Genomic DNA, 19549 nt, shown 5'->3' with positions numbered 1-19549 from the left:
TGCCTTATAGTTTAATTTTATTTGACAAAACCTATCCTGTCTAAAAAATTTGGTTCTACCCTTATTTATTTTAAAAGATATTTTTATGAAAAATCTAATATATTTATTTTTGTCATCCAATATAAGTAAGAGGTCAAACAGTACAAAACTACCAAATGATGAATAGTTTTGTATTTGTTGCATAGCATGATTCATTCAAATCACTATTTGAAATTAGGTAGTCTTATAAATTAGTTCGGTACGGGAAAAGAAAGTGCTTTAAAAACCCTATGACTACTGGGTTAGTTAACTCCCATAAACAAAAAAGGAGCTGGTTTAAGTGATACATTCAGTTGAAATGGTGTTACCTAACAAACAAGAAAGGGTTGAATATTTGTTCACGTCATATGGGGCAAACATAACCAAATACGAACACATTGGAGCAGCTGTTAGACAGTTAAATCGGGAGTTGAAAAAGGAATATCGTGCTTTCACTATTTCATGGTTAAGTTGTAATGCTAGCGGGACTTGGAATCTTCATTTGAAGATAGATTTAATTAAATTGCTAGGGAAAAGTTTCATACAAGAGGATGATTATGACTTGGTAGAATTTAAAATTCGAGATTTCCTCATTGACCATTTTGCTGAATCGTCTAGTTTTGATTCTCATAGATTAACTAGAATAGATTATAAGCTAGATGTTCGATTACCTGATAAAAAACAACGGGAACTTCTTTTTCACTTGCTTGAAAAACATGCGGCAAAGTATGCATATAAAGTGAAGATCAAATGGGGGAGAGACGAAGATGGAAATCCATTGAAATATCAGACTTCCCAGTATCACAAGTGTAAAAGTGTTGAGTTCATCATATATAGTAAAGAAGATGAGCGACTTGCAAAAGGCGAGCATATTGAATCCTATGAGAAAAATGTGATTAGATATGAAGTCAGGCTAAAAAATCCTCATCTAAATGGCATGAAAAGAAAAGATAAAGGGAAGAGTAGAGAAAAAGTACTTAAAACCTATTTTTCAAAGGAATTATGGAAGGAGTACATGGAGAAGCAGGTACTACCAATTGTTTACAGAGGTGATTATTATACAATCACTGAAGCGGAAAAAATAATTGAAAGAAGCCACTACTCCAAAAAGAAAAAAGATAGTCTACGTTCCTTCCTTGTCTCAATTTCTAAGGGATCAATTGACACTCCTAAGAAGAAAGGTATGTCAAATCCTACCCATCGTAAATACATTCGTGAGCTTGAGGCAATAGGAATTTCCCCAATACTAATTCCAAAGAACCGAAAAGATTTCCCTAATTCTATGAAGAATCCCTTCTGCATTTAAAATAGCTTTCACAAGGACAATTTCAAGTAGTATAGTGCCCCTATGATCTCTATTTCATTATTTCCAAATCCGAAACAGTAAAGAATAGTTGAACAGAATAGGGGATTTTTAACAATTTAAAAGAAAAGCATAAAGTAGATTGAAAATTTAGATTCCCTTAGCTATAATGAATGTTAAGTAATAATGGATAGTTATAATAAAAGGGATGGATTAATAGTGAAACAGACAGACGTATATCGTTTTATACTTATAGATGAATGTATGGGCTCGTATTCTTAAAAGAATACGAGCCTTTTTATTTTCATTTGACTATAGGAAATAGATTTATTGGGGAGGATTTTTAAATGAATTCAAACATGCATAAAGGGAACTATAAGCAATTAATCATTGATTAGGAAGGAGAGGATACCGATCAGCGATAGCAAGAACACGTGCACAGAATTGGCTATGGGATGACAAGGTGATAAAGGTATTTGTTGATGCAACGGAGTTATGATATCAAGGGGCTTTTGGATTAACTTAGCAAACTACTTTACTTATAATGTGAGGAACCATACTGTATAGAATCATATTAAATAAAAGAGGTGGAGTTTTGGATAGATACACAAAACAAGGAAAACAAGGATTTGACTCAAAAAAAGGGCTAGATGATATGTTTAATTCAATCTTTGATAGCTATGATCATAATGAATATAGAGTTATTGAAGGTTACATTGTTGAAGATAGTAGCAACTGTTCAGAAATTGATAGAAAGATTTTTCTTTCTCTCCTAAATTGTAGAGATGTTTACTTTTATACAGAACGGAAATTAAATATGTCTCTTTATACATTGATGGAAGAGGTTTATGGGGAGAATAATAAATCAAACGAGAAAATTATCAAAGTTAAACTAGCCAATATGGGGCTTACCAGCTTGAGTAGTTCCACAAATGACAGATATGTTTCAAGAGCTATTTTTGATGCTATTTCGGTTGACAAAGATTTGGATGGGAACTGGGAAGTGAATGCTAGATTAACTGGTTACCTGCACAACAAGATAATAAAATTGCAACTTGCTAATAAATACCACAACCAACTTGAAATAATAAAACAGGGTTATGCAAAGGAACTTTTCTATTATATTCAGGAACAAAGAATAAAAAATACCATAAATGTGTCGAGTAGTATGACTGTTATGAATGGAATTGATGAGCCGTACGTGAGCGAATTTAAACTAAAGGATAGAGGAAGTATCCTAAAAAAGTACGAGATAGCTTTGAAAGAATTTGAACAATGGGGAATTGTAAAGAGCTATGAAAAAAACGAGGATGGTTTCATTATTAAGTATTCCAATTTAAGAAAAGATGATCTGATGAAATTAGTAAATGCAACAATTACAATTGAGGAGTCTCTATGGGATATTGTTATTGGAGATATTTAAAAAGAATTGTTATGTCCAGATACTGTAATAATATAGTTCATTAACGTATCAATTTGTATCGTGGTTATCCATTCTGTACTCTATAAGGTCGCAATGTGTACGTAAGTTAAAATTATATACCTTGTTCCATTGATGTTTAGTGGTGTCTACTACTTATCATAAGAGACTAATAACATTAATCCACTATCATCATGCTCCCATAATTTGATCCAAGGAGTTACTCCATCCGGCAGGCTAAAAACTCTCTCCTCAAGTGGTTTTATAGGACTTATATCACATAGTACACCATGTGTTTTTGTAGCGGGATGGATGTTGATAGGCTGCTTAGTATCATTAACGTATTTAATCTTCATTCGTATACCTCCAATTAATAATTGAATTTGTGTTTACTATTATGACACGATTTTGTTTTTAATTTAAAAATTCAATGAACAGTTTTGAAAATAAGGAATTTGTAACATTGAGGTGATATAAGTGAATGAATATATTGAGAGGCTTAGAAATGAAAAAGTAGATGAACTTGCTACTCTTTTTAATAAACACGACATAAATACTGACATTTTTGGAGGTACTGCACTTACGTGGGCGACGCACATGGGTAATAGTGAGTTCGTAAAAAGGTTGATTGAGTTAGGAGCGGACGTAAATAAGTTAGATGAGAGTGGAAGGGTTCCATTGGAAATTGCCTGTTATTTTGGATACGAAGAGATTGTTCAAAGACTATTGAATGAAGGTGCTAGTATTAATAAAAGATGCTTCGAACGTGCGAGAGATAGCTGGAATGGTTCGGATCAAGCAAATATAATAGATATATTAAAGGTAGCAAAAACAAGTCAATCTAGGGTTATGGATAGTAAATAGTGAGTTTGGAGGAATATGAGTAATGAGAGACTCGACTGATAATAAAGAGGACGCAAATACAGTTATGCCATGCAGAAGGTGGTTAAATTTACCACTAGCTATTACAGGAGGGTCAAATGGACTAAAAAAACTGAGAAGAGACAATGCTAGAATAATAAGGCGAGTAAGGTGTCGGGAGATGTTTTTCAGATTATTTGGATTGAATAAATAAGATGGAAAAAAACATATCTCTTAACTATTACCATGTAAAGTAGGTGTGGTAGAGATAAGGTGGATAATCGTGAATGATATGGTGGTGGAATTATGAAAGACAATAAAGATAAGTGTAAAAGTGACTTAGTAGAGCTAGATATGGCTTTTCTCTTAACTGAAGAAGGAGCCAAGAGGATAGCAACGACTACTCCAGTTGTACTGTCTGGAACTTATACTTTCTTAGATGATAACGATGAAAAGGAAATAGCAAAAAAAATCCTCGAAAACAGAAAGAAAAGAACATAGTCCTGTAGTGGTGTTAGGTAAAAAAACAAGATTACAAAAATATAACCATATTATATAAAGATTGTGAGGAGGATTTATATGAAAGATAAAGGTGAAAGTAATCCGTTACCACTATTGCATGTATATCCCCATTACACACCTTCGGAAGAGGTCGTTTTAGTTGGTAATAGGAAAGCTCTAAATAGACTTAAAAAAGCGATTGAAGAAGCTCTGGTGGCGGGAGAAGTACAATCTGAGAACGTGTCTACCTCAATCATAGAATCGTATAATATTAGGATAATTGCCAATGAGGAAAGTTATGACGCACCTTTCTGGGGCAGTTTAAAGTTGCCGTTTGCAGAGTTGGAGGACACTGATCCGAATTTGTTGGATCAGTATGACCTCTTAGCCTATAAAATTGTAGATTCGGAGACATTAAAAGAAATGGAACCTGAAATTGAAAATGATAGAAAGAAAAGTATAGAATTAACCATTTTATTGAAAGGTGCTTGTCAAAGGAATGCTGATTAAGGCAAGGACAGAAGCCTTTATATTGAAGTACAACACTACAAAGAGGAGTTAGGAGTTACGAGATGATATATATGAGGGTATCGGTAAAATCCCCACTTTTGTAAAATGAACAGGGGGAAAGAAACTTAGACGAAATAAATTGTGGCGATCAACCAACTATTGATAAAGAATGCAAGTATTTCAGGAATGAAAAAGTCTAAGGGAAGTTGCCAAATGTAATTGGGAAAGGGAAAATAAATAAGCCCCCTGAATTATACAGAAGGGGCCTTATCCTTATGGTAGGTAGTAGTGAAATCCAAGAGACTCTGACTGACAATATCTCGGAGTCTGAGATGTGGGTAATGAGTTGTCCATAAGTTTGTGAACTCCTCATATATGTCAGCATTAACTTGTACCGTCTTTGTTATCGTTTTGTTATTTGGATCATAGACTTTCGGGTTCAAGATCAATTGATTTGAATGTGCTTGCAACAGTTGCTTCAGTTCATCTATATGTTTTGAGATGAACAGTAAAGATTCCTGTGTTTTGTCTGTATTTGAACCTGACTGTAAGTATTGTTTGTACTCATCTAAAGTCAACAACCGATCATACCGTTTCCCTGTTTGGTTGTACTGGTAGCTAGAATTGTCCCGCATTACTTTGGAAAAAGTGGATGGGGACAAACCTAACTTGGTAGCACAATTTTTCAAATGGTTTTCTGTTTCTTCTTCAAGCATTTTGTTCACAACCTCGACCTTATCAAGTATGGACAAATTCAAAAACTTTTGTGTATCCATCATCATTCCCCCTTAGTTGTTTGTTCTCTTTATACTAGATTTCTAAATGATAAATATTCAACTTTAAATAGAAAATAATTGTTCTATTAAGTTTTAGTAGTGAAGGTTGGTGCTTAGTATAAGGAGATAAAAAAACAACAGATACTGAGCAATATGCCAGTTATTTCAAAAGGAGGATAATAGAATGAAGGAAGTAGATAGGAATTTAGAAAAAGTAGATTTAGCAATAGATGATTTCGGGAAGGTAGTACAAGATTTTCGTTTAAAGAATGGGTTAACCTTGCAGGATATGGCCGACCTAGTATCATGCAGCCCTAGTTACCTCTGGAGAATCGAAAATCAAAGGAGAAATCCAGATATGGATGTAAAAGTTAGGATTTTAATGTTAGGGATGTGCTGGGATCCAAAAGATGTCTTGCTATTTCTGGAGAGAAGTCTATCAAAGGATGCACTACTAAACCAATCAGATCATTAAATCAAAGCTACTTTGGAGGGATACCGACTCTCTAAGTAGCTTTTTTATCAATTGAATTAGTTTTAGATTATTACACGTTTGTTCATAATAATGAAAATCTAATTAGGTACAAGAAAGGATAGTAGAGAACACTAGAATACTATTGAGTAACATAAGTGCTCTTTATATGGGGAAATAAATAGAACTATAAGTAAAAACTGTTCGAGTAATTTTATATCAAAATGGAAATATACTTACACTTGCAAGAATGAACAAGTACTTTAGATTAAATGGCCTATTGTTCAAATAAAGTACAGCCTGGTTAAGCAAACAAGGACTTATTAATAAAGGAGATAGTTTTGATCAAACTTACTTGTTCATTTAAACATATTGCTGTACGTGTATATAGTACAAAGATTGCACGAAACTTGGATTTGACTACATAATAAATAGGTTATATACTGGATTTAACAAATGTCAAATTGGGTATTTAACACTTTAAAGGAGGTGCCTAATGCAACTAGGTGATATAGCTATAGTAAAGACGGGGTTAGTACTAAGTAGAAAAAAGGCAGAGTTTGAACACGAAACAAAAGCTACATACAATCTCCTTACTCTAAAAAATATATCAGATGATGGCACAATTGAATCAACAATCTATGATAAATATAATAGTAAAGGTTTGTTGGGTGATCATTACTTTACACAAATTGGGGATGTCTTAATTCGTTTAAGTTATCCAAATACAGCAGTCTATATTGATGAAGCATCTAGTGGGCTGTTAATTCCGTCATATTTTGCAATCATAAAAGTAGATAAAAGGAGAATACTACCTGAGTTTTTAGCATGGTACCTAAATTCAAAAGATGTAAAGAAGGAATTTGAACGCTTCCAGTCAGGTAGTCGTATACCAAGTACCAATCAAAATATCATAAAAACCATTCCTATTTCTGAAACGTCAATAGAAAAACAAAAGGTACTAATTGATATTTATAAGCTCCATCTTAGAGAAAAAGAGCTTTATAGAACTTTGATAGAAGAAAAAGAGAAGTGGTTTGCAGGATTATTAAAACAAATACAACATAAATCGGAGGATAACCATGGTTGAAAAAGTAACACAACAACAAATTAATTCAGTACTATGGCAAGCGGCAGACACATTTAGAGGAAAAATTGATTCCAGCACCTATAAAGACTACATCTTAACAACGCTTTTCATAAAGTATTTAAGTGACTCTTATAAAGAGAACGTGGAAGAATACACAAAACGATACAATGGTAATCAAGAACGTATTAAACGTGCTTTATCGAGAGAACGTTTTGTGTTGGACGAATATTCAACATTTGATTACTTATATAATAAGCGTACTGATCCAGAAATTGGAGAAATCATCAATAAAGCATTAGAACGAATAGAAAATGAAAATACTGGTAAACTCCGTGGGGTATTCCGTAACATTGACTTTAATAGTGAAGCAATTCTTGGAAGAGCAAAAGAGAGAAATGCTATGTTACGGTCTTTGCTAGAGGATTTTAACCAACTATCTTTAAAACCATCACAGTTAGGTAACGAAGATATTGTAGGAAATGCCTATCAGTATATGATTGGGCTATTTGCTTCTGATGCAGGTAAAAAAGGTGGAGAATTTTACACACCTGCGGAAGTATCTGAAGTATTGGCAAGATTAGTTAAACCACAAGAGAATGATCGTATATATGACCCTACATGTGGTTCAGGTTCGTTGTTAATAAAAGTTGCTAAACAAGTTTCAAATGGCAAAGTTGCGATATATGGTCAGGAACGTAACGGTGCAACACATTCATTAGCTTTGATGAATATGTACTTACATGGTATTGATGATGCGAAAATTGAATGGGGAGACACCCTAGCAAACCCACTACATTTAGAAGATGGAAAGTTAATGAAGTTCCAAGCAATCGTCGCAAATCCCCCATTTTCGTTAGACAAGTGGGCAATGGGTTTTGCAGGAGAAGGATCAAATGATAAGAAATTTAAAATGGATGCAAGTTTAGACCCACATAGAAGATTCGAATGGGGTGTACCACCTAGTTCCAAAGGTGATTATGCCTTTGTTCAACATATGCTTTATTCTTTAGCGGAAAATGGGCGTATGGCTACTATTCTTCCACATGGAGTATTATTCCGTGGATCGAGTGAAGGTAAAATACGGAAGCAAATTATAGATATGAACCTTTTAGATGCAGTAATAGGATTACCAGAAAGTTTATTCTTCGGGACAGGTATTCCCGCATGTATTATGGTGTTCAAAAAGGACCGCAAACGTAAGGATGTATTATTCATTGATGCTGCTGGTGAAGGAAACTATGAAAAAGGAAAAAATCAGAACAAGTTAAAAGGACAAGACATAGAAAAGATTGTTAATACTTTTGAGAAATGGGAAACAATCGTTAAATATTCTAATGTAGCAGCAATTGATGAGATTAAAGAAAATGGTTACAACTTAAATATCCCTCGCTATGTGGACACATTTGAAGAAGAAGAACCAGTGGATATGAATGCTGTAAAGAATAATATTATGAACATAAAACAAGAGCTGGAAGAAGTGGAAGAAAAGATGGATAAGTATTTAAAAGAGCTTGGGTTGTAGGTGGAATGCAAATGAGTGTAAATGGGATTTCATTCAAAAATGAAAATAAAATTGGTAAAACTGTCTTTCCAAATGATTGGTCTATATACATATTAAATGATATTTTAAAACTTGTAAAAAGACCGCTCAAAATGGAAGAACAGCATGTTTATAATTTGGTTACAGTAAAGCGGAGATTCGGGGGAATGGTTGACAGAGGAATGCTTCGAGGAGATCAAATTGAAGTAAAGAGTCAATTTTTTATTCAATCAGGGGATTTTGTTATTTCTAAACGACAAATTTCTCATGGAGCATGTGCGATTGTACCTGAAGGTTTGCATGGATCAATTGTCTCAAATGAATATAACGTGTTAAGGAATAAAGAAGAATTAGATTTGGAATTTTTCAATTGGTATGTTCAACTTCCATTTATGCAAAGAAACTTCTACCTATCGAGTGATGGAGTTCATATTGAAAAGTTGTTATTTAAACTTGAGGATTGGTTAAGGAGAAAAGTGTGTATCCCTGATGTTAATGAGCAAGTAAGGATTGCAAAAATAATTTCAACATGGGAAAAAGCAATTGATCTAAAAGAAAGGCTAATCGAGGAGAAAAAAGAGCAAAAAAAAGGGTTAATGCAGAAGTTGTTGACAGGGGATTTAAGGCTACCTGGTTTTAAAAAAGAATGGAACTATTTTAAAATAAAGGAAGTATGTAATGTTGTGAGTGGTGGCACTCCATCGACCAATGATGGAAAAAACTGGGGTGGAAATATTCCTTGGTGTACACCTTCTGATATTACATCTTCAGGAAAATATATTCAGAATACAAAAAAATCAATAACAGATAAAGGACTAAAAAAAGTTCAGCAAATCTTCTTCCTAAAAATAGTATTCTAATGTGCAGTCGTGCGACAATCGGCCCACGTTGCATTAATAAGGTAGAAATGGCCACAAATCAAGGGTTTAAATCTTTTATTTGCAAGAAAGAACATTTAGATTACGAATTCTTTCACTACCTCTTGTCGATTTATATTCCCTATTTCAAAAAACTTGCTAGTGGTAGTACATTTTTAGAAATATCAAAAAGAGATGTAGAAAATACAAAAGTTTTTATCCCACAGGATATAAACGAACAAGTAGCAATTAGTTCTATTATTGGTAATATGGATAATGCAATAGAATTATTAGAAGAAGAAACTAGAGCACTTAGACAACAAAAAAAAGGTCTAATGCAATTACTTTTAACAGGAAAAGTTAGAGTGAAAGCATAGTGCCATTACTCTAACAACATAATTAATGAATGGAGGTGTAAATAGTGTCAAGGGAAAAAAGTTATGATGAGCTTAATATTAGCCAAGTTCCTGCAATTGAAGTCCTAAAAAAGATAGGTTATAAACACCTTGCAACAGATAAAGCGGAACTTATGCGTCGGAATTTGTTTAATGTAATACTTATTGATGTTCTAGAAGAAAAGCTAATAAAATTGAATTCCTATGAATATAAAGGACAAACATTTAAGTTCGAGAGTTCAAATATTCAACAAGCCATTCGAGATTTGGATGAGCCATTAACAAATGGTCTTGTAAAAGCCAATGAAGTTATTTATGAAACAATCTTAAATGGTAGATCTTATATTGAGTTCTTACCTGATGGTTCAAAAAAGTCTTTTACAATACAGTTCATTGATTGGGAGAACTTTGAAAACAATGAGTTTCATATAGTTGAGGAATTTAGTGTGGAGCGAATGGACGGACGGGGCACTGTTCGACCCGATATTGTGCTGTTTGTAAATGGAATACCCTTTGTTGTTATAGAGTGTAAAAAAGCATCCATATCAATGGAACAAGCGATTAGCCAAATGATTCGAAATCAAGGAAAAGATTACGCACCACAATTGTTTAAGTTCGTTCAATTGGTTATGTCCACAAACAAAAATGAAACAAAGTATGCGACATGTAATACACCGAAAAAGTTTTGGTCTGTATGGAAAGAAGAAAAAGAAGACTGGTTGAAAAAATGGATAGAACGGGCTGTTGAGGGAAGAATCCCAACTTTGCAGGATAAGAATATCATTTCTTTGTTTCATCCAGAGCGGTTGTTGGAGTTAACGAGGTATTTTACATTGTTTGATAAAGATGTAAAAAAAGTAGCTCGTTTTCAACAATACTTTGCGATAAAAGAAATTATTAAAACGATACAACAAAGAGATGAGAATGGTAATAGGCAGTCTGGTGTTATATGGCATACACAAGGTTCTGGTAAATCTCTTACGATGGTAATGTTAGCAAGATATATCTTAACTAAATTTGTTCAATTTAACTCGAAAGTAGCCGTTGTTACAGACCGAGTGGAATTGGATAAACAGATTCATAAGACATTTCGTCATTCAAGACTAAAAGCTAGTAGAGCAACCTCTGGAAGCCACTTAGTTGACTTAATTAATGACAACAATGCTGATATTGTGACATCATTAGTTCATAAGTTCGATACAGCCTCTAAATATAAAACAGTGGAATCTAAAGACATTTTTGTATTGGTGGATGAATCTCATAGAACTCAATATGGCGAATTGCACATAAAAATGAAAAAGGTATTTCCTAATGCTTGTTATTTAGGCTTTACAGGAACTCCTCTGATGAAAAAAGAGAAGAACACAATGATAAAGTTTGGGAAGCTCATTCATACTTATACTATTGCTGATGGAGTACGAGATAAAGCCATAGTACCCTTACTGTATGAAGGGAAAATGGTGGATCAGACAGTTAATCAAAAGGCAATTGATAATAGATTAGAGATGATCACTAGAAATCTTAATGATGACCAGAAACAGGACGTAATGAAAAAATGGAGTCTATTTGAAAGAATTGCATCATCTAATCAACGCATAAGTATGATTGCTTTTGATATAAATGAACATTTCTTGAAAAACTATAAAACAAAAGATAGTTACTTCAAGGCTATGTTAGCAACAAATAGTAAGATTGAAGCAATTCGTTATCTTGAGTCTTTTGACGAACTTGGTGATTTGAATTGTGCCGTTGTTATTTCTCCTCCAGATCAACGTGAAGGTCATGAAGCAGTGGATGTAGAGTCGAAGGATAAGGTACAACGTTTCTGGAAGCGGATGATGGATCGTTATGGAACAACTGATGAATATGAAGATGCAATCAAAGATGACTTTATAAATGGTGATGAAATAGACTTGTTAATTGTGGTTGATAAGCTGCTTACTGGTTTTGATGCACCTAGAGCAACAGTGCTTTATGTTGATAAACGAATGAAAGAACACACACTTCTTCAGGCTATAGCAAGGGTGAATCGTCTATATGAGGGCAAAGACTATGGTCTTATTATTGATTATAGAGGTCTTTTAGACAAACTTGACCAAGCCATGCAGATGTATTCAGGAGCTGGTTTAGAGAACTTTGATCCAAATGATTTAGATGGGGCAATCCATGATGTTATAAGTATTATAGGCTCATTAAGACAGTATCACTCTGACCTATTACAAATATTCGCTCCAATAAAGAATAAGCAAGATATGGAAGAGTATGAGGTTTGGTTAGAAGATGAGGAACGAAGAGAAGGTTTTTATGATGCATTAAGTAAATTCGGTAAACACCTAGGAATTGCATTAGAATCGGAGAAGATATACAATGCTTTGCCACCAGAGGAACTTCAAAAGTACAAGAAGGACTTGAAGTTTTTCCAGGAACTGAGGAATAGTGTGAAACTAAGGTATTCTGATACTATTGACCATAAAGAATATGAATCAAAAATGCAGAAACTAATGGATAACTATATTTCAGCAGAAGAAGTCATCCGTATCACGAACCCTGTTGATATTTTGAATGAAAAAGCATTTGAGGAAGAATTGGAGCGTTTAGAAACCAAACGAGCAAAGGCTGATGCTATTCGTACACGTTTAACAAAAAGTGTTCATGCAAAATGGGATGAAAATCCTGCTTACTATAAAAAGTTCTCTGAACGCATCAAAGAAGTTATTCAAGAGTACAAAGAGAAGCGAATTTCTGAGGCAGAGTACCTAAACAAAATGAAAGAAATTATGAAGGACTATCGTAATGGTGAATCAAGTGAAAGTTATCCAGAAATCATTAAAGAGAACCGAAATGCACAAGCCTTTTATGGTGTAACAAAGGATATTATGAGTAGTGAAGTAAAAGATCCAGAGGCAACTTATGAAGTACTTGGTGATTTAGCACTTCGGATAGATAAGATTATTCAAGATTACGCCAAGGTAGACTGGCACGATAATATCGAAATCCATAATCGAATTGCTCAAGAACTTGATGATATGCTTTATGATTTTTCAACAGTAAAAAATGTGGAACTTGATTTTGACACCATTGATAAGATTATAGAACAGATTAAAACCGTTGCCCTAAGACGTTATTGAGGTTGTGAACAACATGGAAAAACATTGTATACAGAACGGAAACCAAACAATTGAATTTAGCGTTGAAAGAAAAAATGTAAAGAATGTTAATCTGAACATTAAACCAGATATGACGGTAGAAGTTACTGCTCATGAACAAGTACCATTAAACTTTATTTATGACTTTGTAAAAGGGAAAAGCTCATGGATTTCTAAGCATGTAAAGAAGTTTGAGACTGTGCAACCTTTTAATCAAAGTAAGAGAGAATATGTTAGCGGAGAGGCATTTAGGTATTTAGGTAAACAATACCGCCTTCGTGTTCAAGAAACGGACGAAAAGGAATTAGTTAAGTATTTCCGTGGATTTATTTATCTTTACGCAAGAGACCCTGATAACTACAAGCGTAAAGCAAAGCTAATGGAAGAATGGTATCGTGAGAAAGCATTTAGAACGTTCCAGAACTCTTTGGTTAAACATTATCCTTTATTGCAGAAGTATGGTGTTGAAAAGCCCTCAATTGATATAAGAACAATGAAGGCACGATGGGGAACAGCATTACTAGATACAAATACAATTCTTTTAAACACTGAGCTAATAAAGGCTCCTAGACACTGTATTGACTATGTTATTGTACATGAGTTAATTCACTTTAAGCATAATGACCATAGTGAGAGTTTTTACAAGATGTTGTATTCGCTTATGCCTGATTGGGAGAAGAGAAAAGCGTTATTGGATGAAGAAGTCGTAAAGGATTTATAAAAACAACTACAAAGTATTAGGAGTATCAGAGTTTAGTTCCTTATATGGTATGGAGGCTACTGATAATGGTTAAGAGCATTGGTTATCTACAATGCTTATTTTTTTTTAGATATTTTACTTGTAATCGCAGCCGAAATGTCATATACTAGATTTAACAAATAGAGGTACTGGAATTGTAGTGCCAATTCTATGAAATAAAAGGATATATTGCAGTTTCTAAATTTAAGAGTTATTTTACTAAAAGAAGAAAATTGGAACTACTTGGTAAAGAACACAACAGGATAAGACAACAAAAGGAAGTTCTATATTGTATAGGATTTCCTTTTTTAATATTAATTCAATAAAAGAAAGGGATGGTTTTCAATGTCTAAGAAAAGAGTGTTTATTAGCTTTGCCATGGAAGATAAGGAGTTAAGAGATTTTTTGGTAGGACAAGCCAGAAATGCTAATTCCCCATTTGAATTTGTTGATATGTCAGTAAAGAAGCCTTGGGATTCAGCATGGAAAACAAATTGTAGAACTAGAATCAAGGGCTGTGATGGTGTATTGGCTATAGTTACCAAGAATTCAAAAAAAGCTGATGGTCAGTTATGGGAAGTGAAGTGTGCAAGGGAAGAAGGAATCCCTATACGAGGAGTATGGGGATATAAAGATGATAAACCTGCCAGTCTACCAAAAGAACTTGAAGGTGTAAGAATTGTAAATTGGTCGTGGGATAACATTGCAAACTGGATAAAAACCTTGTAATAGGAAGGGGAAATATTAAATGAGAAAAGCATTAGTTGTTGGCATTAATGATTATCCTTCTGCACCATTAGGAGGATGTATTAATGATGCAACATCATTTGCAAGTATTATAGAAAATAATGGCGATGGTTCTCCAAACTTTGATGTTAGGTTATATACAAATGTTTATAGTAAATCGGAGTTGAAAGAATTAATTCATGAATTATTTCAAGGAGAAAGTGATACAGCATTGTTTTATTTTTCGGGGCATGGTTCTATTGATGATGTGGGTGGTTATATTGTTACACCTGATATGCAGCCACGTGATGTAGGTGTTTCAATGGATGAGATACTTACTATGGCTAACAATTCAGGGGCTAAAGATAAAATAATAATTTTGGACTGCTGCCATTCAGGGGCTTTAGGATCTCCAAGAGTAAATGGAGCTACTGCCACTCAAATAGCAGAAGGAGTTACCATTTTAACAGCAAGTAGAGACAGTGAGTATTCCTTTGAAGTAAATGGTCAGGGTGTGTTTACAACATTATTATTAGATGCTTTAAAAGGAGGATCTGCTGATTTAAGAGGACATATCACTCCAGGTAGTATTTATTCCTATATAGATCAGGCATTGGGTCCATGGGATCAAAGACCAGTTTTTAAAACTAACATTACCAGATTTACATCATTACGAACAGTGAATCCGCAGGTTCCAATAAATACTATTAGAAACCTAGTAAAGTATTTTCCTAGTCCAGAAGATGAGTTTGAATTAGATCCATCATTTGAGGATACTAATTCACCTGATGTAGAGCATCATTTAATTGAGCCTTATGCAATTGAAGGGAATGTAACTATTTTTAAAGACCTTCAAAAACTTGAAGGGGTTGGATTGGTTGTTCCAGTAGAAGAAGAACATATGTATTTTGCAGCAATGAACTCCAAATCTTGTAAACTTTCTGCTTTGGGTTATCATTATTGGAGACTTGTAAAAGATAGACGAATCTAATACTTGATCTACAGGGAAGGGTGGCTATCTATTGACTATTGGAAATCTTGATATTCTCCTTTATACTTTAATCTTTGTAGTGCCAGGGTTCATTATTGACTCCATCTATAGATTCTGTGTGCCGCAACAAGAAGCTAAAGGTGAAAGTGTTTTACTAAGGTTTTTACTCTTTAGTACCTTGAATTTTTCTGTAGTCTTCCCAATATTACTTTGGTTATATGGAATTCCCTATATTAAATCTAATGAAAATGTAATATTATACGTTAGTTTATTGATTGTGTTTTTTGTTTCTGTAGTTATTGGATTAATTATTTCCGTAATTACTAATAAAGGTTGGATTCGTACCTTTTACATGAAAATAGGAATTCACACAACTCACGTTATACCCACTGCTTGGGACTATCAGTTTAAGAAAGAGGAACCTACGTATCTAACTGTTTATCTGGAGGATGGAAGAATAGTACATGGATATTGGGGTTCTGATTCGTTTGCGTCATCTATTAGGGATAGTAAAGATATTTTTCTAGAGAATATATTTGATGTAAATGAGGAAAAAGCATGGAATGTGATTTCTGAAAATAAAGGTATTTGGATTCCGGAAAAATCTATAAAATATATTGAATTTCATTGAAAGGATGAGCTATGTTATGACAGATAAATCAAAGCAACACTATGGTTATCAGCCCAAAAAAATAAACAGTGGTTATCAACCCAACAAAATGCAGGCTACACCACCACCGCCCAAAACAAGCCCAAATGTAAAACCTATAAAAGAAAAATGACATTTGAATTAAAGTAAAGGGAGCACTCGCTTTAGCGAGTGCTCCCAAGTTTAAATGAATGACTTTTTTCGTATTTCACTTTTAAAACCTTACTAAATCAGCATCTTGATTACATATAGAAACTGCCCCTAGGTTTATACTATTTCAAATGAAAAAATGGTAATTTGTTTGCAATAACAGATATATAAAGAAAAAGCATTGGAATGACCTTCCAATGCTTTTTTTGCCTCTTAAATAACCACGGTGAACCGTACCATAAATAGTGGTAAAACAGAGAGTGGAATTGATTATAGATAAAGAACATCTCAACATGTTAAAAGGAGATTAGAATTTTCTAATCTCCTTTGTTTTTGTTTTAAAGCATTTGTTTTGCAATTAATTTAAAATCTTGTTCACACACTTCTAAATGGCCAAATCGGAATGGATAACCCCAGCGCTCTTTATTTTTTATGAAAGAGAGTTGGGAGATTAACGGATGAATAGATGCTTCTGTACAATTTTAATAAAGTCTATATTTCTTCGGAATGGTATAAAACCATTTCCCATATCATACTGAAAGACAGTATCGCCGATAACCTTTCCCAAAGCAGTAAATTTTTGATACGGAGTATTTTCGGTGATATTTTTCTTTGAAGAGTAATAAACGATCCAATCGCCAGTACTCATCTTTTTTAAAGGAGTTTCTTTTCCATGACAAAGTTGTGCAAATCCACCATTTACTCCCTTCACTACATGATCACGAGACGCAACGCCAATCCAATACCTTGTTTTCTTTTGCATTGTCTCAACACCCACAATTATTTGGTGTGTTATCCTTTTGCGTTGAATCTGAAACGGGAAAATTCATTTCTTTCCATGCTGCTATACCACCGGTTAACTCTTTAACCGTATAATCTCTTTCTAGCAAAAATTTTGCTACTTTAGCAGCGGTATTGCACCAGACATCCCAGCAATAAACAATAATTTCTTTATCTTTTGGTATCTCATTTAAGCGATTTTGTAGTTCTTGTTCGGGCATAACTTTAGCACCTATAATTGTAATATTCCTTAAATTATTTGGTCCATTTCTTACATCAATTAAGAAATATTTTTCAGGATTAATCTTAATGGACTTTAAGTAATCCATTGGACTAATTGTTGCTTGTAGACGTGCATTAAAATAATCAAGTGTATTCATAAAATAACCTCCTTATTTCTATAGTGAACTCCAAACTTTTATAAGCATATCCTTAAGTAATTGCTTTTCTTGTTCGTTTAAAGGGGATAAAACTTCTGATTCTGTATCCGTTAAGAACTCCCAACATGAATCCAATACACTATTACCTTTATCAGTAATCATTAGGCTATAGGATCTCCGGTCATTTGGATTTTTAGTTCTCTCAACAAAACCTAATGTTTCTAAATGATCAACATGAGTCACCATAGTGGTCCTATCAATCTGTAGTCTATCAGCAATAATTTTTTGAGATGAGTAGGGTTTATCTTGGACAAATAAAAGTACTCCATATTGTCTGGCATCAATGTTGAATGGACTTAATGTATCAGCAAACTTACCTTCCATTTGTTGCAGAACTTTACCTAGTAAAAATCCATAAGACTGGCTTAACTTATTCAAATGTTAATCACCTCTTTAATTAGTCAGTAAATTATATAATCAGTTTAACTGATTATTTTGCAAAAAGTAATACATGTTTTTAATAAAGGTCTTAAATACGATTTACGAATAACCTTTCGTATCTGGATATTCCAGTTCAAATTTAAGTGCTTTGCCAATGGTGTCCCTATCGGGAGATTCACCAGGTAAATAAGCGTAGAATGGAATTGAAATGAGATTTGTATCTTCATCAATGAACACTTTATAAGCCTCAATATCGAAGTTTAATTCATATGGAGATAAATCTATTTCAATGATTAACTTGTCACCCTCATAATAAGAGTTATGTAAAGGTTGATTACCTTCATCTGTAGAAAAGCTTTCTATTACTTCACTATCAAAGTCTACAGAAAACCCATAATTGAAGTATTGGTTAGTTAATTGAGCAATTTTATATTGACCATCCTCTTGTTTTAATTCAATATAACTCCACCATGTATTTTCTACGGGCTCATTATATTCAGTCAAAGTTGTCTGATAAATTACATATATTATAATGTCATTTTCTCTAGGTATAACTTTCACTCGGTAATCTTCCAAAAATTTGATGGTCGCTTCTGAATATTTACCGATTTCAAAACTTTCGTTTTCCCCAACGAACATCGAGTAGGTTTTTTTTATATTATTATAAAGAGAACAATTCAATGACTTCATAGAAAGGGTCTGTTTGTATACAAGATTTATGATTAAGCAACTATTGAAATTTGAATATTAGTAGCTTGAATCTACGAACAACTTGCTCAAGGTAAAACGTTACGCTTGTCCTTCTTCCTAGTGCACCTCTAGCTGGAAATAGATTTTAAACTATAGAGTATCAAACAAATTGAAAAAAATACGGGGCGATTTAGCAGATTTCATGGGAAATCTGAACCAAAATATATAGTAAAGATTTTCCAAGGTATGTTGATAAATCAACCTTTCTCTTATTGGTAACATGAAAAGACTCTTCCACAAGAAAAAAAGGTTGACTGTTAATGTATAATTGTGATACTATTAAAAATTTGATAAAAAATGATTTATGTGTTAAGCTGATATAAGGTTACGATATATGGAGGTGGATTTTTTGTTTCAAATTGGCGATAACATTGTTTATCCAATGCACGGAGCAGGTGTAATTAAAGCCATAGAAGAAAAGGAAATCTCAGGGGAAAAACAACAGTATTATGTTATAAAAATGTTAATTAGTAATATGCAAGTGATGATTCCAACGGGGAAAATACTGAGTTCGAGAATACGCCCAGTTACGGACATAATGGCATTAAAACACATCATACACATTTTTCAGCATGGAGAATCAGATAAATTACTGCCGTGGAAACAAAGGTATAAAGTGAACGCGGACAAAATAAAAACGGGTGAAATACAAGAAGGAGCTGAAGTTGTACGTGATTTAAAGCGTATGAAGGAAGAGAAAGCACTTAATTCAAGCGAGAAAAAAATGTTTGATAACGCACACGAATTTTTGATAAGTGAACTAAGGTTAATTAAAGGGATTACTGAAAATCAAATTAAAAGTTTCTGTTAAGGTTAATAGATAAAGCAGTACATCTTTTAAAGATAATCACTTTACTAAGCAGTACAAAGATCCTAATAATAGGTAAACATCTAGAAACGACTACTTTTAGGGTGGTCGTTTTTTATAAGTTAAGCGTATTAGTTTCGGCACCTTGGTAGTCTAGCTCCAGCGCCTACTCGCATGGGAACTGAAAAAGTGGTGCTTTTCCACTTTTACAGTCCCTAAGCAATGAGCGTAGCCGTCGCAATCTTT

Annotated in this window: 23 protein-coding genes; 17 read left to right on the top strand and 6 right to left on the bottom strand. The window is 33.6% G+C overall.

What is annotated here, in order from left to right; genetic code table 11:
* The first annotated feature begins 319 nt into the window (after positions 1-319).
* Entirely contained in the window at positions 320-1324 is a 1005-nt protein-coding gene (locus KS419_RS03955; RefSeq protein WP_217064786.1) for a phage/plasmid replication domain-containing protein, read from the top strand.
* Positions 1325-1916: 592 nt separating this feature from the next.
* Positions 1917-2744 carry a hypothetical protein gene (locus KS419_RS03950; RefSeq protein WP_217064785.1) on the top strand — a complete coding sequence of 276 codons (828 nt, stop codon included), beginning with the start codon at positions 1917-1919 and terminating at the stop codon, positions 2742-2744.
* Between the two features lie 149 nt (positions 2745-2893).
* Here the strand turns inward: KS419_RS03950 and KS419_RS03945 are convergent, their stop codons facing one another.
* The gene (locus KS419_RS03945) at positions 2894-3097 is read right to left on the bottom strand and encodes a hypothetical protein (protein WP_217064784.1); all 204 of its coding nucleotides are present in this window, start codon (positions 3095-3097) and stop codon (positions 2894-2896) included.
* A gap of 121 nt (positions 3098-3218) precedes the next feature.
* On the opposite strand from KS419_RS03945, the gene KS419_RS25135 reads away from it, so the two are divergent.
* The 3 genes from KS419_RS25135 to KS419_RS03930 all read left to right on the top strand — a co-directional run bounded on the left by KS419_RS25135 (position 3219) and on the right by KS419_RS03930 (position 4613).
* Positions 3219-3605 (top strand): ankyrin repeat domain-containing protein, encoded by a 387-nt coding sequence (locus KS419_RS25135; RefSeq protein WP_217064783.1) that lies wholly within the window; start codon positions 3219-3221, stop codon positions 3603-3605.
* A gap of 303 nt (positions 3606-3908) precedes the next feature.
* Positions 3909-4103: a hypothetical protein gene (locus tag KS419_RS03935; protein WP_217064782.1), complete on the top strand. Its 195-nt coding sequence runs from the start codon at positions 3909-3911 to the stop codon at positions 4101-4103.
* A 78-nt stretch (positions 4104-4181) separates the two neighbouring features.
* The gene (locus tag KS419_RS03930; RefSeq protein ID WP_217064781.1) at positions 4182-4613 is read left to right on the top strand and encodes a hypothetical protein; all 432 of its coding nucleotides are present in this window, start codon (positions 4182-4184) and stop codon (positions 4611-4613) included.
* Positions 4614-4864: 251 nt separating this feature from the next.
* Here KS419_RS03930 and KS419_RS03925 read toward each other — a convergent pair whose 3' ends face one another.
* Positions 4865-5389 carry a hypothetical protein gene (locus tag KS419_RS03925; RefSeq protein ID WP_217064780.1) on the bottom strand — a complete coding sequence of 175 codons (525 nt, stop codon included), beginning with the start codon at positions 5387-5389 and terminating at the stop codon, positions 4865-4867.
* Between the two features lie 184 nt (positions 5390-5573).
* Here KS419_RS03925 and KS419_RS03920 point away from each other — a divergent pair, with 184 nt between their 5' ends.
* The 11 genes from KS419_RS03920 (at position 5574) to KS419_RS25130 (ending at position 16127) form a co-directional block, all read left to right on the top strand.
* Entirely contained in the window at positions 5574-5864 is a 291-nt protein-coding gene (locus KS419_RS03920) for a helix-turn-helix domain-containing protein (protein ID WP_217064779.1), read from the top strand.
* 493 nt (positions 5865-6357) lie between these two features.
* Entirely contained in the window at positions 6358-6951 is a 594-nt protein-coding gene (locus KS419_RS03915; RefSeq protein WP_217064778.1) for a restriction endonuclease subunit S domain-containing protein, read from the top strand.
* Positions 6944-8473 carry a type I restriction-modification system subunit M gene (locus KS419_RS03910; protein WP_217064777.1) on the top strand — a complete coding sequence of 510 codons (1530 nt, stop codon included), beginning with the start codon at positions 6944-6946 and terminating at the stop codon, positions 8471-8473. Before KS419_RS03915 ends, KS419_RS03910 begins: the two co-directional genes overlap by 8 nt.
* Positions 8474-8484: 11 nt before the next feature.
* Entirely contained in the window at positions 8485-9351 is an 867-nt protein-coding gene (locus KS419_RS03905; RefSeq protein ID WP_217064776.1) for a restriction endonuclease subunit S, read from the top strand.
* Positions 9351-9725, top strand: a complete 375-nt coding sequence (locus tag KS419_RS03900; protein ID WP_217064803.1) for a restriction endonuclease subunit S — start codon at positions 9351-9353, stop codon at positions 9723-9725. Before KS419_RS03905 ends, KS419_RS03900 begins: the two co-directional genes overlap by 1 nt.
* A 44-nt stretch (positions 9726-9769) precedes the next feature.
* Positions 9770-12871 carry a type I restriction endonuclease subunit R gene (locus KS419_RS25440; RefSeq protein WP_217064775.1) on the top strand — a complete coding sequence of 1034 codons (3102 nt, stop codon included), beginning with the start codon at positions 9770-9772 and terminating at the stop codon, positions 12869-12871.
* 13 nt (positions 12872-12884) lie between these two features.
* A complete protein-coding gene (locus tag KS419_RS03890; RefSeq protein WP_217064774.1) occupies positions 12885-13610 on the top strand; it encodes a M48 family metallopeptidase in 726 nt (241 codons plus the stop codon).
* Positions 13611-13973: 363 nt separating this feature from the next.
* Positions 13974-14357, top strand: a complete 384-nt coding sequence (locus KS419_RS03885; protein WP_217064773.1) for a hypothetical protein — start codon at positions 13974-13976, stop codon at positions 14355-14357.
* A gap of 19 nt (positions 14358-14376) precedes the next feature.
* Positions 14377-15345: a caspase family protein gene (locus tag KS419_RS03880; protein ID WP_217064772.1), complete on the top strand. Its 969-nt coding sequence runs from the start codon at positions 14377-14379 to the stop codon at positions 15343-15345.
* A 31-nt stretch (positions 15346-15376) separates the two neighbouring features.
* On the top strand, positions 15377-15976 hold the full coding sequence (locus tag KS419_RS03875) for a DUF6338 family protein (RefSeq protein WP_217064771.1): 600 nt from the start codon (positions 15377-15379) through the stop codon (positions 15974-15976).
* A gap of 16 nt (positions 15977-15992) precedes the next feature.
* Positions 15993-16127: a hypothetical protein gene (locus KS419_RS25130; protein ID WP_281419765.1), complete on the top strand. Its 135-nt coding sequence runs from the start codon at positions 15993-15995 to the stop codon at positions 16125-16127.
* Between the two features lie 468 nt (positions 16128-16595).
* On the opposite strand, the gene KS419_RS03870 is transcribed toward KS419_RS25130, so the two are convergent.
* The 4 genes from KS419_RS03870 to KS419_RS03855 all read right to left on the bottom strand — a co-directional run bounded on the left by KS419_RS03870 (position 16596) and on the right by KS419_RS03855 (position 18435).
* A complete protein-coding gene (locus KS419_RS03870) occupies positions 16596-16907 on the bottom strand; it encodes an EVE domain-containing protein (protein ID WP_343215024.1) in 312 nt (103 codons plus the stop codon).
* Between the two features lie 4 nt (positions 16908-16911).
* A complete protein-coding gene (locus KS419_RS03865; protein WP_217064770.1) occupies positions 16912-17304 on the bottom strand; it encodes a rhodanese-like domain-containing protein in 393 nt (130 codons plus the stop codon).
* A gap of 18 nt (positions 17305-17322) precedes the next feature.
* Complete coding sequence (locus tag KS419_RS03860) at positions 17323-17742, bottom strand: MarR family winged helix-turn-helix transcriptional regulator (RefSeq protein ID WP_217064769.1); 420 nt, start codon at positions 17740-17742, stop codon at positions 17323-17325.
* A gap of 102 nt (positions 17743-17844) precedes the next feature.
* Complete coding sequence (locus KS419_RS03855; protein WP_217064768.1) at positions 17845-18435, bottom strand: hypothetical protein; 591 nt, start codon at positions 18433-18435, stop codon at positions 17845-17847.
* Positions 18436-18829: 394 nt separating this feature from the next.
* On the opposite strand from KS419_RS03855, the gene KS419_RS03850 reads away from it, so the two are divergent.
* A complete protein-coding gene (locus tag KS419_RS03850; protein WP_281419764.1) occupies positions 18830-19306 on the top strand; it encodes a CarD family transcriptional regulator in 477 nt (158 codons plus the stop codon).
* Positions 19307-19549: the final 243 nt, after the last annotated feature.

It is taken from the genome of Evansella tamaricis, from assembly GCF_019042215.1.
GTDB classification, from domain to species: Bacteria; Bacillota; Bacilli; order Bacillales; family Salisediminibacteriaceae; genus Evansella; species Evansella tamaricis.
The sequence above is the reverse complement of the archived record's forward strand: the minus strand, read 5'-3'. Positions and strand labels throughout refer to the sequence as shown.

Coding starts and splice junctions, on each gene's coding strand:
- KS419_RS03920 (WP_217064779.1), top strand. CDS start 5,574: ATGAAGGAAGTAGATAGGAATTTAGAAAAAGTAGATTTAGCAATAGAT.
- KS419_RS03905 (WP_217064776.1), top strand. CDS start 8,485: ATGAGTGTAAATGGGATTTCATTCAAAAATGAAAATAAAATTGGTAAA.
- KS419_RS03880 (WP_217064772.1), top strand. CDS start 14,377: ATGAGAAAAGCATTAGTTGTTGGCATTAATGATTATCCTTCTGCACCA.
- KS419_RS03935 (WP_217064782.1), top strand. CDS start 3,909: ATGAAAGACAATAAAGATAAGTGTAAAAGTGACTTAGTAGAGCTAGAT.
- KS419_RS03870 (WP_343215024.1), bottom strand. CDS start 16,907: ATGCAAAAGAAAACAAGGTATTGGATTGGCGTTGCGTCTCGTGATCAT.
- KS419_RS03915 (WP_217064778.1), top strand. CDS start 6,358: ATGCAACTAGGTGATATAGCTATAGTAAAGACGGGGTTAGTACTAAGT.
- KS419_RS03930 (WP_217064781.1), top strand. CDS start 4,182: ATGAAAGATAAAGGTGAAAGTAATCCGTTACCACTATTGCATGTATAT.
- KS419_RS03885 (WP_217064773.1), top strand. CDS start 13,974: ATGTCTAAGAAAAGAGTGTTTATTAGCTTTGCCATGGAAGATAAGGAG.
- KS419_RS03890 (WP_217064774.1), top strand. CDS start 12,885: ATGGAAAAACATTGTATACAGAACGGAAACCAAACAATTGAATTTAGC.
- KS419_RS25130 (WP_281419765.1), top strand. CDS start 15,993: ATGACAGATAAATCAAAGCAACACTATGGTTATCAGCCCAAAAAAATA.
- KS419_RS03925 (WP_217064780.1), bottom strand. CDS start 5,389: ATGGATACACAAAAGTTTTTGAATTTGTCCATACTTGATAAGGTCGAG.
- KS419_RS03900 (WP_217064803.1), top strand. CDS start 9,351: ATGTGCAGTCGTGCGACAATCGGCCCACGTTGCATTAATAAGGTAGAA.
- KS419_RS03850 (WP_281419764.1), top strand. CDS start 18,830: ATGGAGGTGGATTTTTTGTTTCAAATTGGCGATAACATTGTTTATCCA.
- KS419_RS03855 (WP_217064768.1), bottom strand. CDS start 18,435: ATGAAGTCATTGAATTGTTCTCTTTATAATAATATAAAAAAAACCTAC.
- KS419_RS03865 (WP_217064770.1), bottom strand. CDS start 17,304: ATGAATACACTTGATTATTTTAATGCACGTCTACAAGCAACAATTAGT.
- KS419_RS03910 (WP_217064777.1), top strand. CDS start 6,944: ATGGTTGAAAAAGTAACACAACAACAAATTAATTCAGTACTATGGCAA.
- KS419_RS03945 (WP_217064784.1), bottom strand. CDS start 3,097: ATGAAGATTAAATACGTTAATGATACTAAGCAGCCTATCAACATCCAT.